The organism is Enterococcus sp. LJL51 (assembly GCF_049894025.1).
In the GTDB taxonomy this organism is placed as follows: domain Bacteria; phylum Bacillota; class Bacilli; order Lactobacillales; family Enterococcaceae; genus Enterococcus_L.
In genome coordinates this window covers 56957-72690 of the sequence record NZ_JBNEQE010000012.1, presented here as the reverse complement: position 1 = coordinate 72690, position 15734 = coordinate 56957, and the positions used below count along the sequence as shown (strand labels likewise).

The following is a 15734-nucleotide window of genomic DNA, read 5'->3' as shown; positions in this document are numbered from 1 at the left end:
ATTCTATAGTAGCTATTTTTTCTATTATAAAATGTGGGAACATTCCCATGTCAATAGGAAAAACTGGATGAATCCATGAAGCTGGACATGAACTATATACCTCTCTCCAGCCTTTGCTGTTACTGAGTTTACAACCATAAATAGCATCTATTTCCTTTACTCGCAAGAAAAAATTTAACTTTAGGAAACTCAAAAAGCCATGGACGATTTTCAATCTGAAAATTCATCCATAGCTAAAAATGAATACCTTCACAATGGAACGGAGCATTTCTACCGCTCAACTAACTGATAATAAATTCTGGATGTGCGCCAGTAAATGATGAAGTAGCAGAGTGCAAAGGCACCTACACATAAGGTTGTTGTCATTAAGAGCAGGCTGCTGTTAATGAGTCCAAATAATACTAACAGCTTTTTAATAATTGGAAAAGCAATTGTCAGATGGAGCACAGCCACCGCAATCGGCAGGAAAAATACCAGGAGAATCTGATGCTGAATCGTTTGATGAACTTCCTTGTGACTCAGACCTACCTTCTGCATTATTTCAAACCGATCATGATCATCATTTCCTTCGGATACCTGTTTATAGAAAATAATCAGCGTAGTTGCGATAATGAAGCTTAAACCGAAAATTACCCCAATAAACAGGAAGCCTCCCATCAACGCCTTATTATCTTCACGATCCTCATCCAAAGATGAGACAAGATACGTACTACCGTCATTTTGCTGGGCGAGTATACTCAGTCTTTCCCGAAGCATACTTGGCAGGTTTATACGGTCTTTAAGAGAGCCCTCTGTTTCAAACATGAAGTTATTCTCAACCAGATTTTGGACTGAGTAAGCTCCAGTTTTAAAGTCTGCTTTTACCTGATCTAAAATCTGCTGAAACTGCCCATCAGAGACTACCAGCAGAAAAGAACTAATTGTTTCATCCTCTTTTTTAGGCGATAGACTGAACTCCTCCAGAACTTCTTTCACTGAGAAATCTTGTGAGCCAATATGAATGTCCTTTGATTCATAGCTGCCATAAATCGGATAGACAAGTACTTCATTTTCTGTTAACTTTTTCTCGGTCTGCTCAATTCGATTGTATTCGCTTAATGGGATAAACTGAAAGCCGGTCATATTCTTAAAATCACTCATGGCTTCTTTGGCAGCTTCGAAGCGGTTCTCTTTTGCTTTGATTGTGACCACTGCTGTTGACGTACGAAGCGTCTGCAGGTTTTTCACAGTTAGATTATTATCAACTGCAGTCTGCTGAAGCAGCTCCTCTACTTCGGCTTCTGGTATATCGGCAGTCTTGATTGTATTTTGAAATGGATTTCTATTACGAACAATGTCCTCACGCCCAACATATAAAGAGACTGTGGAGGAAATTGTCACTAGTGCCATTGTACACAGGATGCAAATCGTTGCTAAGCCAGCACCGTTCTGTTTCATTCGAAAAATCATACCCGAAACAGAAATAAAATTTGACGGTTTATAATAGAAGCTTTCTCTTTTCTTCAATAGCTTCAGCAAGGTAATACTTCCAGCAATAAATAGACTATATGTTCCAATAATCACTAAGACTACCGCTACAAAGAACAGCGTCAAGGCTTCTACTGGCGACTGAATGGTCAAGGATATACCGTAGCCGGTACCTAGACAGACCAGTCCGACTAAGGCAAACAACCATTTGGCTTTAGGCTCTTTTTCACCAGCTTTTGACTGTCCTAGAAGCTCTATCGGTTTCGTCTTACGAACCTCCCACATATCGTATAAAAATGTACAGAGAAAGATTCCAGCGAACAAGACGATGACTCTTACTACTGATTCAAAGGATAGCAGATACGTAAAATCCGTTCCAATTCCCATCAGTTTTTTTAATACCAAAAACATTAGCTTAGAAAAAATCACACCTGAAATAATACCCAGAATCAGCGTAATTACCAGTGCATAGATGTTTTCAAAGAGCATCATTACCGTTAAATTGCTTTTATCCATCCCTAAAATGTTATATAATCCCAGCTCCTTTTTTCTCCGCTTGATAAGGAAGCTGTGAGTATAGAACGTAAAGACAAATGAAAAAATCATGATGACTATACTACCAAAACCAAACATCATCTTAACCGAATCTGCCTGAGGCAAATTATCCATCCCTTTGTTGTAAAGCATCACCTGCATAATAATATTTAAAACAACAGTAAATATTGTTGCTAGGACAAATGGAATATAAACTGTCCGATTTTTCTTCAGATTATTATAAGCTAAACGCATATACAGCATCTATTCTCACCCCTTCGCCAGCAATGTCGTCATTGTCTTGGAAATATCTGCCAGCAGCTCTTCATTCGTCCGCTGCCCCCGATACAACTGATGAAACACTTGACCATCTTTAATGAACAAAATTCGATTGGCCCGGCTAGCAGCCAGCGCACTGTGTGTAACCATCAAAATCGTTTGATTTTGCTGATTGATTTCTTGAAATAATCCCAACAGATTTTCCGAACTCTTCGAATCCAGGGCACCTGTCGGCTCATCGGCTAAAATAATCTGAGGCTTCATGATTAACGCACGGGCAACTGCTACCCTTTGCTTTTGTCCGCCGGAAATTTCATAGGGATATTTTTCCAGAAGATCACTAATTCCCAATATTTCTGCCAGAGGCTGTAGACGGCGCTTCATCTCACCAACTGCTGTCTTAGAAAGAACCAGCGGCAGAAAGATATTGTCCTTAACAGAAAAATTGTCCAATAAATTGAAGTCCTGAAATACAAATCCCAGGTTCTCCCTTCTAAAAGCTGCCAGCCGTCCTTCTGGAATTTCAGTGATATTCATTCCTTTTAGCTGTACAGCTCCTTGTGTAGGGATATCTAAAGTTGCCAGAATATTCAATAGTGTACTCTTGCCTGATCCCGATTCTCCCATTATGGCTATGTATTCTCCTTCTTCTACTTGAAAAGAAATATCCTTCAAGGCTATTACCTGATTTCCGCCAAAACGGGTCTGATATATTTTTTGTAAATGTGTAACCTCCAACATCGTCATTGCTGCTCCTCCTTCAGTTATCAAAATAAATCGGCCTTTTAAACTGGCTGATTTCCTCTTCTTTATATTAAAACAAAACAGCCGCCAAAGACCACTTACACTTTGACCGCTGTTCTTACATTGCTGTAAGCTTTATTCTATTTGGTATCGGTATTGACTAAGGTCCAGCCAGACCTTGGTACCCACACCAACCTCTGAGGTCAACTGAATCTGATGCCCTAGATTTCTCATGACTTCTTTGCTCATTGATAGTCCCAAACCAGAGGCTTTCTGATGATTGTGTCCATTATACCCGGTATAGCCTCTATCAAATACTCGGGAAATATCTTCCGGCAAAATGCCAATACCTGTATCTTCAATGACAATTTCCTTTGGTTTGAGCGGATTACTGTAAATACGAATACCGCCGCTTTCTGTATATTTAATCGCATTAATTAAGATTTGCTCAACTACAAACTGCAGCCATTTTTTGTCGCTGATTACCTTTTGACCCGTATCTTCCATTGAAAAAGACAGCTCTTGATAAATAAAAAAGGTGGCGTACTTTTTAATCGTTTCCTTGATGAGCCGATCCACATCTACTTCTTCAAAAACAAAATCCGTTTCTGTATGACGCAAGCGCAGATACTGCAGCATCATCTCCAGATACTGATCAATTTTGAACAGCTCCTGCTTTAATACGGTATGATCCAGTTTGTTCTCCTGCATCTTCAAATTTAAAACCGCCAGCGGTGTTTTAATTTGATGGCTCCACAGACTATAGTAATTCATCAGCTGATAGTTGGCATTTTTCGTTTCATCAATATCCTTTCGATAATCCTGATCAAGCGACTTAAGCAGTTCTTCGTATTCTTCTTCAAGTAAATATCGGCTGCTCTTTTTACTTTGAACATAAAGCTTAACCGACTTCTTACCAAGCTCCAGCTGCTTATATTTTCTAACATAACAGTAAAACTGAAGACTCATCATGATAACCAGAAAAAATAGTGAAAACAGCAACGCATCACTATAGACAACAAAAGGGACATCATATAAAAAGAAGGTTGTGCAAAACAGCAGAACCATCCCTATATAGGTAAGAATTGTTATTCTTCTATCTGATAAGTAGCGGAAAAATAATTTCATCTTAGTCTTCCTTTCCTAAAAGGTAGCCTTTCCCTTTCTTCGTCTGAATGTACTGATCCAAACCAATATCACTGACCTTCTTTCTCAAACGAGTCATATTCACCGATAAAGTATTGCTGTCGATAAATGCCTCGTTCTCCCAAAGCTTCTCCATAATTTGCTCTTTAGGTACAAGTTTTTCCGGCTGCTGAAACAACAAATCCAAAATCTTAGTTTCATTCATTGTAACTGGCACGCACTGTTCCCGATGACAGACTTCAAAGGCCTCTAAATTCAACACATAATTCTCATAGCTCAGTACCCTTGCTTCTGTGAATCCGGGATTTCTTCTGAGAATTGCCTGAATTTTTGCGACAAGCACCTCCAAGTCAAAGGGCTTTACAATAAAATCATCGCCGCCCATGTTCATCGCCATTACAATATTCATATTATCCCCTGCTGAGGATAGAAACACGATCGGCACCTGGGATTCTTTACGAATTTCTGTACACCAATGATACCCATTATAAAAAGGCAGTGAAATATCCATTATCACCAAATCCGGCTGACAGGTGCGAAATTCTTCTAATACTGCTTGAAAATTCTGTGTAGACTGCACCTCAAAATTCCATTTTCTTAGAAAATCTGCTACTGTCTCAACAATGTGCCGATCATCTTCTACTATATATATTTTTTTCATCTAATGACTCTCCTCTCCACACGAAACTGCTTCTTTTTCAGTGTACCATATTTAAATTTTATAGAGACAGCTATTTAGAAAATCAAGATGATTACTGCGCTGTTTGTGACAAATTGACATCTTTTAGCAGTTAAAGAGCCTTAAAAACACCTGCCGAAATCGACAGGTGTTCCAAAATCTATATTTATTTGAATACTAAGTTCTGATTCTACTTAAAAGATTTACAGCACTATCTCCAACGAATAGGGATTTGTGCTTCACCTGAAAATTCGTTATTTCCTTTTTTAATTGACCAGTTAAATAGTAAGAATTCTTCAGTTCCAGTTAGTCCTTCCCACTTCAACTCTTCGCTGCTTTCATAAGGTTCAAAATCATAATTATCCACAATCTGGGATACATAATTCATTGTTGCACCATCAAACTGACTAGATGAAATAATCGGATCATACAGTTGATAGCTTGTTGTTCCTCGCTTCAAGGTAATCGTAGGCAAGACACCTTTACTATATACTCGAACTGAACTCAAATTGGTTGCATTTGACAATGCAGAAATATCAGTCAATGCAGCTTGAGTGTAAAGCGGCATGCTTTTGTCTTGCTCTCGTGCGTGCTGCTCCGCTTCTTCCCTCTCTTCTTCAGAAGCAAAACCTTCACCAGATAAACGCAAAACTTCTAGATTAGTTAATTTTTTAAACTCTCTCAACGTGGCTTGATCTGCGTATTGAACCCAGATTTCTTTCAGCGTAGTCAAGTTTTGAATCGGTCTAAAATCAACAATCCCATTGATAAATTCTCCCCCCAAGGATTCTAAATTTTCAGCATATTCAAGACCATGCAAATGAGCATCTTCCCAATCATAATCGATTTCTCTCATTTCTTTTACTGTATCTTTTTTTATCAAACTAAACTGATTAATCAATTCTTCTTCTTCAATTCTTGCCTGCTCCAGCTGCTCATATTGCTCATTAAATTCTTCAGATGTCAGCTCCCCATTACCAAACCGTTCTGAAAGTACCTCCATTTTTTCATACCACTTCTCTGAAGATTTATCAGTTGTTTCACGAATCAAACGATCCTTTAATGTATATCCTGGAACATGAATATATTCTTCTCCTTCTGCATTTACTCCCATAGGAGAAGCAAACACCAAACCTAACCCAATAGTTCCAACAAGTTTTTGCCATCTTTTCATTTTTACCATCCTTTCTTTTTACAAAAAAATTATAACATAAATTTTATAAACTGCTCTATTTAATTTGAAATAAATTTGTTTTTTTATGCTATTATTCAAATTTTTATGTTCAAGCTGGCCCAAAAATCTAATGGTATCTTCGTGAAAATTTACAGAAACGGATTGGCTTTTCCCAGCGGCCAGTAGAGAGAGGCTCTTACTCATAGGAAACCGAACAAACGAGGGGGAGCAAAAATCTCTTCTTAACAAACAAGCTGAAATGCTCAAAAAATTGAAGAGCGGCGAACAGGATATAGCCAACAAAGACTCGCTTACCTTCGTGCTTCCTTTCATTTTCGTACATTTCAGCGGACTCTCGGGATAAAACACTTCTTTTAAATTCGTTTTACCTTAAAGATTTATTTAAATCAGCTCTTTTCACTCATTGTTCAAACACTTCCGGATACAACAATTTTAATACATCCATAGTGAGTCTTCGACCAGTACCAGCATAAGTATACGCATGCATATGCATCGCTGGATTAAAATTTGCTTCAATGATACCATACGTATTTTTCCCCTGATTAGCTGGAATAGACTTGTCCGGTATGATTAAATCAATCCCGCAGATTTTCGCTCCCAGCTCTTTGACTGCAGCAACAGCTATCTGCTTGTAGCTGTCATCAATCTGATCTGTTACATCAATGGAATCCCCGCCAGTACTAATATTTGAATTTTCTCTTAAATAGACAATCCTGTCTTTTTCAGGAACCGAATGAATAATCAAGTCCTGCTCCTTAAGCATTAGCTGTTCCAGCTCACCTAACTGGATCAATTCCAGCGGTGCACGGTGATTTGTTCCTCTAAGCGGATGAAGATTCTTTTCTGCTACCAGTTCCTCCACTGAACGGATACCGTCTCCCACAACATTGGCAGGAATTCTCTGCAGGATAGCTTTGACCTGATTATCTAATACAAAGAAGCGGTATTCTGTTCCTTCAATAAACTCTTCCACCAGCACCGACTTATCCTCTCTAAAAGCTAATTTCAATGCTTCCTGATAGTCTTTTCCAGAAGCGCCCTCTTTAAAAATAGAAATGCCTAATCCATAATTTGTTGACTTTGGCTTAACTACAAAAGCTTGTTTTTCATACCGCAGATATGCCCGTTCCGCTTCCGCTTGTGAAGCAAACTCATCACCCCGAGGGACTCTGAACCCTGCCTTTGCCAAAACTTTTTTAGTCACTGTTTTATTTTCCATAATCAACGGAACAATATAACTATCTTTACTAGTCATATTCGCATTTTTAACATATTCTACATGTTTTTTATGCTTCAGCTTCAGAAATTGCTCCTCCTCATCTAAAATCTCAATTTCCAATCCCTTTTGAATGGCATCGAATAAAAAGAGCTGAGTGGATAACTCCATATTTCTAAAGCCAGCTAGCTGATAAGGACGCTCAAAGGCTTTTAGCTGATATTCTTTTCCATAAACAATTCCCAGCTCATTGTTGGAATTTGCTTCAATAATTGTCCACATTTTTCCGGAAACTGTCATGTGCGGTGCTCTCAGCTGCTCCTGATAAGTTGTCAACAGCTCTTTTCTGCCGTAAATCCCCAACTCAGTAACCATTTCACTCATTTCTGTAAAGATACGGTCGCCCTCTGAAAGTAAATTAATCATCGAGTATGGATGTCCCATTGCTACCTGCTCATTAAGGAATTCTCCTGTTGCTACCCATTCATCCGCACTTTCCTTTTCCTCTGTCCATAAAAGAAACAGCATAAACAATTGAAGAAAATCCAACGTTTCCTCATCAATACCAAAAATAGCGAACGGATTCAAATCAATATTTCTCAATTCAATATAGCGAATACCTTTACCCGGTAAGTCTGCCATGCTCTTGCCGCCTCGAAGTCTGACTGATGCATAAAATTCCTTTTCCTCCGATAGAATACCGTTCTCAACCATCGTCTGAATATCCTCAATATACCCTTCAAGAGAAGCATAAGAAACCTTGACATTTTCCCGGTTTCGATAGCCGAACGAGCTATTGCGGATGCTTCTAACAGGCATTTCCGGCTGTTCTTCATTCTCATCAAAAAAGCCTTCCTCACTCACTGGAGACGCACCAAATAAATAAGTAATCAGCCAGCGATAACGCAAGTAATTTCGTGAAGCTTTCATATACAGCATATTTTTAAACTGTTCAATCGTTTTATACTCTTCCTGAGCCTGATACATTTGAACAACTAGGCTTTCAGCATATTCAAAATTGAAATGAATACCGCTAACCATTTGTTTTCTTTTTCCGTATTCTCTGGCAAGATAACGACGATAGAGAACATCCTCGTACTTATCTAATTTAGCAATTTTAATTTCTTTATTGTCATTCGGCAGCTTCGGCGGCATGCTTAACGGCCAGAGCATTTCCTGATGACTCATCGAACGGAGTGCGACATCGTGAACTGCGGCTAAATAGCGTAAAACGCCTGTGACAGAATCTGCAACAGGGGTTATCAGCTCCATTTGCGTTTCACTAAAATCGGTCTGAATATATGGATGATAGGATCTATTACCTAATACCTCAGGATGATCTGTCTGCGCCAGCTGACCATCCAGAGTCACACGCTGACTTTCTTTCTCAATACCAAAACGTGCAGCCATTGCATAAGGACGCACAGTATCTTTTATTAATAGCTCTTTTAACTTCATCTTATCGCCTTTCTGTTCATAGAACTGTTTACATTACTTACTATTATATAGAAAAACCTTCTGAAAGAGAATCTTTCTGTTTAATTAAATAATATGAAGTCGTCCGCAGATTAAAATAAGCCCTTGAAAGCTGCTTTACTCACCACCTTCAAGGACTTATTTTCATTATTTTATTCTTCAGTAGAATCTTTCCAGTAAGGGTCTTTTGCTTTTTGCTTTAACCACCACAAATAGCCAATAAATCCAGCTATACAGAGAATTAATAATACAACACCAATAATTAGCCCTTCTGGCAAGAAGACAAATTCAACCGTATGTTTTCCGGCACTAATCGGCAGCGTCAACAGCGCTTGTTTAAAGGTTGGGATATCCACACGTTTTCCGTCAATATATGCTTTCCAGCCTTTGTCATAAGGAATACTGGTAAATAATACCTGATCTTCGTCTAAGTCAACCTCGGCAGTCGCTCGACGACCGGTCACCTCTAAATCCACGCCCTTTTCCTTTGCTTTTTCTACAGCATTTACAAATTTATCTGTATCTAAAAAGGCAGCATCCGGCTGAACAATTTGAAAAACATCCTTTTCGTCTTCTCTAAGATTAGAAATCGTCATTTTAAAGGTTACTTTTTTGGCTTGCTCATGGTAGCCCAATGAGTAATATTGACCAGTTTCCGCCACAGAGCTTTCATATCCTACACCATCTACCTCTAATTTTATTACTGGTATTCCAAAAGTAAAATAGTCTACTGGATAGATACTGACGTAAGCTTGCTTTTTCGCTGGTACATCTACAGCCCATTCTAGTTCAATCGGCTCATCCCAATTCTGAGGCGTATAAGTCACAACATCTGTCACATTTATTTTATCTTTTTCTATGTCCACATTTTTAGCAGAAACTAGTTCAAGATCATCAAAGGTAAAGAAATCCTCATTTGTTTCAGCTAAATGATTCAAAAGCGTTGCCTGCGTTTCCACAGCTCCGTCCTCATAAATACCATCATCTGTCAAAATACCTAGAGGAAGCGCGTTTTTGTTCTCATAAAGACTAAAGTCGCCATGCTCGCCAATTTTTTGATAACCAAATTTTAAAACATCTTCCCGTGCCATGTTATATTTGATTGCCGTCAACGAATCCATTAACAGTGTATTGTTCGCATATCGTACATTCAGGTTGGTTCCTAATGAACGATAGCCTAACGCATTCAGATAATAGGAAGAATGTCGATTTCGAATAGAAGAAAACATATTTATCCCGCTATAGCCGTAATTAAACCCATCATTAGCAGAAACAGGATTCAAGTTTTCCATTCGATAAAAGGATGTATTGTCTTCTTTTGTTTGATTTACCAGTGTTTCAATTGATTCATATGGATCTGCGTAATAGCTGCGGCTTGGATAATGCCATTCCACAGCAATCCCATTAATAATGCCATAACCGTTCAACCCAGCCTCTAAACAAACAATTAGAACCAACAGAGCACCTAGCCATTTTTGTCCTTTGATTTTTTTAATAAAAAAGAAGCTGAATAAATAGAACATCAGAAAAACCAGAGTTAAGACAAAACTAAACCAGCTTAAGTAGCTATATTTCCCGTCGTTGTTTGTTAATAGCCTTACGACTAAGTAGGCACCCAAAAGACCCAGTACCAGGGTAACAAGCTGATCAAAGTCTTCCTTTTCATACTTTTCCCAGCCATATCCAGCTAGCGTCAATACTAAAAATGAAAAAAGAAAACTAAAACGGAAATTAAACATGTTCGGTACATGTAGTCCTTGCCACAATAAATTCAATGGTTCTATATAGAAACTGACAATCAACACAATAAGGAGACCGGCAAAACAAAGTTTTGTTTGACGCGGAATTTTTTTTGTCAGAAAGAAGAAAAGACAAAATAGTAATCCAAGTAAGCCCACATAAATGAATGGGGTAGAATACAATTTTGTACTATCATAAACACCAATCATATTCTTAATCACTAAATCCCATGGACCAGTTGTTTGTGTTTTCAGTCGTGTAATTGTGCTAAGAGCTTCTCCATTATTTCTTAAATCAAGAATCGTTGGTAAAATCATGACCATGGAAGCCCCGCCTGCTAATAAGGAGGTAATAAAATACATGGTAATGCTTTTTCCATAGCGCTCGCGATCAGTGAATAGTCTGGTGAAATAATAGAAGAAAGAAAAGATTCCTACCATAAACGCCATGTAGAAATTCGAGATAAATAATAAAAAGTAGCTGATAAATAATAAGGCCGGTTTTTTCTTATCCATCACTCGGTGAATGCCTAAAGTAATCAAAGGAAGATACATCAAAGCATCCAGCCACATAATGATTTCTGAATACGCCAGCGTAAAGGACATTAAGGCATAAGAAACACTCAATATCACGTGACTCCATTTTGGTAAACGGAAGGTCTGCGCTGAAAAGACCCAGAACGCTCCGCCAATACAGCCTATTTTCAGCAATGTCAGATAGTATAGAAAGTCCGGCATTTGCAGGTTATTGAAAAAAACAACCAGCGGACTAAAAATTCCTCCTAAATAATAGGCCATAAATGCCCAGTAATTTAAGCCCATTGAACTATTCCAAATATAGAAAATACTCTGCTCTCCCTTGAACACATTATTCAAGCTGGCAAAGAAATTGGAATATTGTGAGAAAGCATCGCTGGCTAAAATCGTTCGATGTTCGCTTCCTGGATAAACACCAATTTTTGCATAAACAACCACCATAATAATAACTGGCAGCACAACACTTAAGCTGATAAATATCCCTTGTGTTTTAATAAATGATCCTATTTTTTTCTTCATAATACCCTCCATTCGTTAGTGGACAAAACCAAAACGGTCAAATGGATAGAAGCGAAAATTAACTACACCTTCTATTTGCTCTTGATTAATCAGCCCGATAGAGCGACTATCCTTAGAATTGCCCCGGTTATCGCCTAAGACAAAGTATTGCTTCTCAGGTATCTCTACCTTATTTTCCAGTGCTGCTTGACTTTCTTCTGAAAGGGCAACAACTGTTGTACTGTCAGGCAGCTGTCCAGCTTCTATCTGCTTGGCAATATCAGCTTGACTAAGCCCATTTCTAAAAAGATACAGGCGGTTTTCCTTCACATAGATGGTGTCGCCGGGCAACCCGTATACCCGCTTCACATAAGAGCTGCCCGGCTCATCTGTTGGTTCAAAGGTCACAATGTCATAACGCTGGATATCCTGCCCCTTATGCGTTAACAAGCGGTCGCCATCCTGAAAAGTCGGCAGCATCGATTGTCCATCTACTTCATGAGACCTAAAATTAATCATAAAATAGAGACACAGGCAGACAAAAAGAAGAAAAATCACTGTTTCCATTATTTCTGCAGCCTTTTTTACTCGTTGCTTCCACAACCGCAGCTTTTTCTGTTGCTCAGTCTCTCTTTTTTTTACCGCCGTTCGTTTTCGCCGCCGCTTCTGCGGAACTGGCTTCCGTTTCCTGCGTATTTTACTGATTTCAGACGAGCGACTGTTTTTCTTTTCATTATCCATCATTCATCCTGTCTTTCTTACAGTTTCATCATTTCATGGAGAGGAAACAGCTTCATTGTAGCCACTCCAATAATATCCTGTTCATCAACCAATCCATAAAAACGGCTATCTGAAGCAAAAGTTCGGTTATCTCCTAAAACAAGGTACTTTCCTTCTGGAATAACACCCCGTTCAGCTCCAGAAATATCCTGACTTGTAAAATCCTCTGTCAGCTGATACCCTGCTTTTTTTGCAGTCTGAACCTGCGCAATCAAGAACCGCTCCACTTTTTCTTCACCATTCACCCATAATCGGTCTTCCTTGTATGCTATCTCTTCACCGGGAAGCCCAACCACACGCCGAATCGAGACTTCTTCCTTACGTCCAGGTACTCGAAAGTAAACAAGGGAAAATCGATCGATTTTCCCTAGGCGATTGACAAATAAGCGGTCTCCCTCTTCAAGCACAGTCATCATACCGTAGCCAGATACTTTGGGGAGTGCAAAGGTAAACAACGAAATAGCATAAACAAGGATAACCACAATTACACTGCTTAAGAGTAATTCTGTCAGCAGTTTCTTATAATTTCTACCGCGCTTTTTTCTTTTTTTTGAAGACTGAGGTCCTGAAAAAAACGAACCGCGTCCAAATTCAAAAGGAAAAATACGAGAATCACTTTTTCGCTTCCTACTAACATTCTTCTTACTTTTAACTGAACTCTTTTGAGTTTGCCGTTTTTGGGACTGTTGAACTAAAATTTTTTTCTGTTGTTTTTTTTGTTTCCCTTGCTGCTCTGATTTTGATGATGTCCGTCTACTATTTTTTTTTGAAGATTGAGTCATCAGACAAACTCCTTTATTTCATCCTCACTTATTTTTCTTCAGTGAGTCTTCGTTGATACGGAAGTGTTCAAACACTTTCTTTTGATTCGTTTTTGTTTTCTCTAAATCAGCCTGATATGCTTCCAGCGTTGTCTGGTCACTTAACGTTTCAATCGTTTGACTCCCTAAGTTCAACCCTAGCTCCTTCATGTTTGCATAGAGGCGGTTTAAGTCTTTTTGCCCTTCTGCACTCAATCGGCCATCGGCTGTCCGCACACCATAATTCGCCAACCGAGCAGACAGGTCATAAATATTCCCCTGGATTTTTTTAGGATTATCGGTTCCTGGAATTTGATTCAGCTGCTCTTCAATGTTGGCGATGAGGTAATAGCCTTGAATCAGCGCTTCTGAGTCTTCTTTTCCCAGATTTGTTGCTTGATAATAACGGGCATAAAAAGCCGTCCCTCCTCCTAGAGAGGCCAACACAAAAAACAGGACAAAAGAACGAATCGAAGCACTCTTTTTCTTCTCAAGCATCCGGCAGGCACGACGCCAGCGTTTCCGCTTTTTCTTTTTCTTCGGTTTTGTCTGCTTCATTTTCTTTACTTTAGAACTGTTTACAAAAATTAGAACAAAGTAGACCAGTGCAAGAACCAGAAAGAGAATGGCAGCAGAAAGTGCGCCAATAAACAGCCAATCAAGTATTTCCATTAGTAAGCCTCCTCTATCACTCTACTTTTTCTTTTTGCGTTTTGAAGAGGCTTTTTTTCTTTTGTTTTGCTTGTTCTTCTTTTTAAGTAAACGTATCACTAAGAAGATGATCAAAATCAATAGTAGTAGTCCACCAACAATCATGATGATTAGCTGCCAGTTGATGCCGGCATCCTGAACCAAGGTCAAATCTTGTTCGTTGAACTTGTCTGCTTCTTCGTCTGTAATCTTGAAGTTTTCTTCCCATTGCCACTTGCCTCCGGCTTTGGTTGTTACGAGGATTTTCGCGCGGTAATCACCTGGTGTCATCCGTTCTCCGTTCATGGAAACTGGAAAATCAATCATCGAATTAGGAGCCATCCGCATATTGGCTTTTTTCGTGTCATACAAAACTTCATCGGAATCCTTGCCCATGATTTGCACATCCACGGTCATATCGTCTGTATATACTGGCTGAACATTGGAGAAATTAACAAAAATAGCATTACGGAAATTATTTAGCTCTGGATATACTCGATTTAATTTCATATCTGGACTGAGTTCATTAGAATCAGCTTCACTTAGCAGGATTCCTGTCTGATAGGCTAGTTTGTTCACAATCATTCCTTGATCTGTATTGGTCTCCTGTCCCTCTCCGTCTTTTTCTTGAATGGTTACTGCACCTGAAATATACCCCTCAAAGGAAGCCTCCGGCATGGTAATCTCCATGTTTAACATTTCCGAGCTGTTGGCTGGAACAACCACTTCTTCTGGTGCTTTCACTATATCCGCAAAGTCATATTTCAATGATGCATCATTTTCAATCTCATTTTCGCCATATTCAATTACACCGTTACTGTTGGTTTTTGCCCCATTTAAACTAACCATAATAGTTATTTCTTTATCTGAGCTGTTGTTTAGCTGCATTTGAATCGTTTGCTGCTGACTAGGCGTCATACGTAAATCGTAATAGCCTACGTCAGGATTATGTTGGTTTTCCGGTAAAACTACTTTGTAGGAAAATCCTTTTAATTCCTGCTGAGTTTCCGCTGCGCTAGCCGTTGTTGAAAACCCGGCAAGCATACTGATTATGTACACTAAGCTTACTAGCTTAATTGCTGCTTTTTTAATCATTCATTGTTCCTCTCTTTTCTTGAAAATAAGGCACCGATTCCGAAGAATCGGTGACCTTTCAATCAATTGCTAAATGAATCATAGATTAGATAACTTCTGCAATTGTCCAAGTAATTTCAGCTTTATATTCACTAGCTTTCAATACGTTAGTTCCTGGTACATTCAATGTAATCCCATCGTATGTGCCAGCTTGTGCATTTGCATTATCATCAAACATTAACTCAAAAACACCGAAACCTTTACCAGCTTCTCTGTTAGTGTAAAATTCTTTTTCTGCATTTAGTGCTAATGTTTGAGTCGAAGTTGCTGGAGCTAATGGTTTAGTTGCTGCATTTGTACCTGTTACTAATGTGATGTCTTTGTAATCCAAAGTTGCACCAGTTAACTCTTGGTTATTAGCGTTTGTGAACTGTTTAGTCATTTTAGCTTTTACTGTCCACCAGTTGTTTGTTGTTGCTGCATCCGCACGAATATCTTGGAAACGGATGAAGTGAGCAGTCGTTTGACCAGTACCTGGATCAGTAAATGGTAGTGCATCATAAGACTTATCTGTATCATTTGCTACGATTTTATGTGTATCGAAGTCCATGTTTGTTACAGAAACGATTTTCAATGGTCCTGGATTTGGGTTTTGTGTTGGTTCAGTCATTGGTGTTCCAGTAGATTGACCTGGCGGCAGGTTCGTTGGGTTTGTTGAATCGTCTGTAGTAAATTTGATTTTACCTTCGCCAACGCCTGTTTTTGCATCTGGATATCCTGGTGCTGCTTTTGTCATTGATGGTGCTGCAAGTCCTAGTCCTAGTGCTGCTAATAGTGCAGCTCCAGCTAATTTGTGTGAAGTTTTCATTTGTGTTTTCCT

The 15734-nt window shown here is 38.9% G+C and carries 12 protein-coding genes; all 12 read right to left on the bottom strand.

All coding sequences use genetic code 11. The annotated features are described in order from the left end of the window. Positions 1–270 precede the first annotated feature (270 nt). On the bottom strand, positions 271–2265 hold the full coding sequence (locus tag ACPWSO_RS11875; protein ID WP_426083606.1) for an FtsX-like permease family protein: 1995 nt from the start codon (positions 2263–2265) through the stop codon (positions 271–273). A gap of 6 nt (positions 2266–2271) precedes the next feature. Then, positions 2272–3027, bottom strand: a complete 756-nt coding sequence (locus ACPWSO_RS11870) for an ABC transporter ATP-binding protein (RefSeq protein WP_426083604.1) — start codon at positions 3025–3027, stop codon at positions 2272–2274. A gap of 132 nt (positions 3028–3159) precedes the next feature. Then, positions 3160–4152 carry a sensor histidine kinase gene (locus tag ACPWSO_RS11865; protein WP_426083602.1) on the bottom strand — a complete coding sequence of 331 codons (993 nt, stop codon included), beginning with the start codon at positions 4150–4152 and terminating at the stop codon, positions 3160–3162. 1 nt (position 4153) lies between these two features. Then, positions 4154–4831 (bottom strand): response regulator transcription factor, encoded by a 678-nt coding sequence (locus ACPWSO_RS11860; protein WP_426083600.1) that lies wholly within the window; start codon positions 4829–4831, stop codon positions 4154–4156. Positions 4832–5060: 229 nt separating this feature from the next. Continuing rightward, entirely contained in the window at positions 5061–6023 is a 963-nt protein-coding gene (locus tag ACPWSO_RS11855) for a hypothetical protein (RefSeq protein WP_426083598.1), read from the bottom strand. Positions 6024–6444: 421 nt separating this feature from the next. Next, entirely contained in the window at positions 6445–8718 is a 2274-nt protein-coding gene (gene gshAB / locus ACPWSO_RS11850) for a bifunctional glutamate--cysteine ligase GshA/glutathione synthetase GshB (RefSeq protein ID WP_426083596.1), read from the bottom strand. A gap of 170 nt (positions 8719–8888) precedes the next feature. After that, the gene (locus ACPWSO_RS11845; protein ID WP_426083594.1) at positions 8889–11531 is read right to left on the bottom strand and encodes a YfhO family protein; all 2643 of its coding nucleotides are present in this window, start codon (positions 11529–11531) and stop codon (positions 8889–8891) included. A 15-nt stretch (positions 11532–11546) separates the two neighbouring features. After that, a complete protein-coding gene (gene lepB / locus ACPWSO_RS11840; protein ID WP_426083592.1) occupies positions 11547–12254 on the bottom strand; it encodes a signal peptidase I in 708 nt (235 codons plus the stop codon). Between the two features lie 14 nt (positions 12255–12268). After that, entirely contained in the window at positions 12269–13072 is an 804-nt protein-coding gene (lepB, locus tag ACPWSO_RS11835) for a signal peptidase I (protein ID WP_426083590.1), read from the bottom strand. Positions 13073–13096: 24 nt separating this feature from the next. Then, positions 13097–13762, bottom strand: coding sequence for a hypothetical protein (locus ACPWSO_RS11830; RefSeq protein WP_426083588.1), 666 nt, complete (start codon positions 13760–13762; stop codon positions 13097–13099). A gap of 21 nt (positions 13763–13783) precedes the next feature. After that, entirely contained in the window at positions 13784–14875 is a 1092-nt protein-coding gene (locus ACPWSO_RS11825) for a DUF916 and DUF3324 domain-containing protein (RefSeq protein WP_426083586.1), read from the bottom strand. A gap of 85 nt (positions 14876–14960) precedes the next feature. Continuing rightward, positions 14961–15722, bottom strand: a complete 762-nt coding sequence (locus tag ACPWSO_RS11820) for a WxL domain-containing protein (RefSeq protein WP_426083584.1) — start codon at positions 15720–15722, stop codon at positions 14961–14963. Between the last annotated feature and the right edge of the window lie 12 nt (positions 15723–15734).

Excerpts from the sequence above, each read along its gene's own strand:
- ACPWSO_RS11875 (WP_426083606.1), bottom strand. The coding sequence starts at position 2,265 with ATGCTGTATATGCGTTTAGCTTATAATAATCTGAAGAAAAATCGGACA.
- ACPWSO_RS11870 (WP_426083604.1), bottom strand. The coding sequence starts at position 3,027 with ATGACGATGTTGGAGGTTACACATTTACAAAAAATATATCAGACCCGT.
- ACPWSO_RS11865 (WP_426083602.1), bottom strand. The coding sequence starts at position 4,152 with ATGAAATTATTTTTCCGCTACTTATCAGATAGAAGAATAACAATTCTT.
- ACPWSO_RS11860 (WP_426083600.1), bottom strand. The coding sequence starts at position 4,831 with ATGAAAAAAATATATATAGTAGAAGATGATCGGCACATTGTTGAGACA.
- ACPWSO_RS11855 (WP_426083598.1), bottom strand. The coding sequence starts at position 6,023 with ATGAAAAGATGGCAAAAACTTGTTGGAACTATTGGGTTAGGTTTGGTG.
- gshAB (WP_426083596.1), bottom strand. The coding sequence starts at position 8,718 with ATGAAGTTAAAAGAGCTATTAATAAAAGATACTGTGCGTCCTTATGCA.
- ACPWSO_RS11845 (WP_426083594.1), bottom strand. The coding sequence starts at position 11,531 with ATGAAGAAAAAAATAGGATCATTTATTAAAACACAAGGGATATTTATC.
- lepB (WP_426083592.1), bottom strand. The coding sequence starts at position 12,254 with ATGATGGATAATGAAAAGAAAAACAGTCGCTCGTCTGAAATCAGTAAA.
- lepB (WP_426083590.1), bottom strand. The coding sequence starts at position 13,072 with ATGACTCAATCTTCAAAAAAAAATAGTAGACGGACATCATCAAAATCA.
- ACPWSO_RS11830 (WP_426083588.1), bottom strand. The coding sequence starts at position 13,762 with ATGGAAATACTTGATTGGCTGTTTATTGGCGCACTTTCTGCTGCCATT.
- ACPWSO_RS11825 (WP_426083586.1), bottom strand. The coding sequence starts at position 14,875 with ATGATTAAAAAAGCAGCAATTAAGCTAGTAAGCTTAGTGTACATAATC.
- ACPWSO_RS11820 (WP_426083584.1), bottom strand. The coding sequence starts at position 15,722 with ATGAAAACTTCACACAAATTAGCTGGAGCTGCACTATTAGCAGCACTA.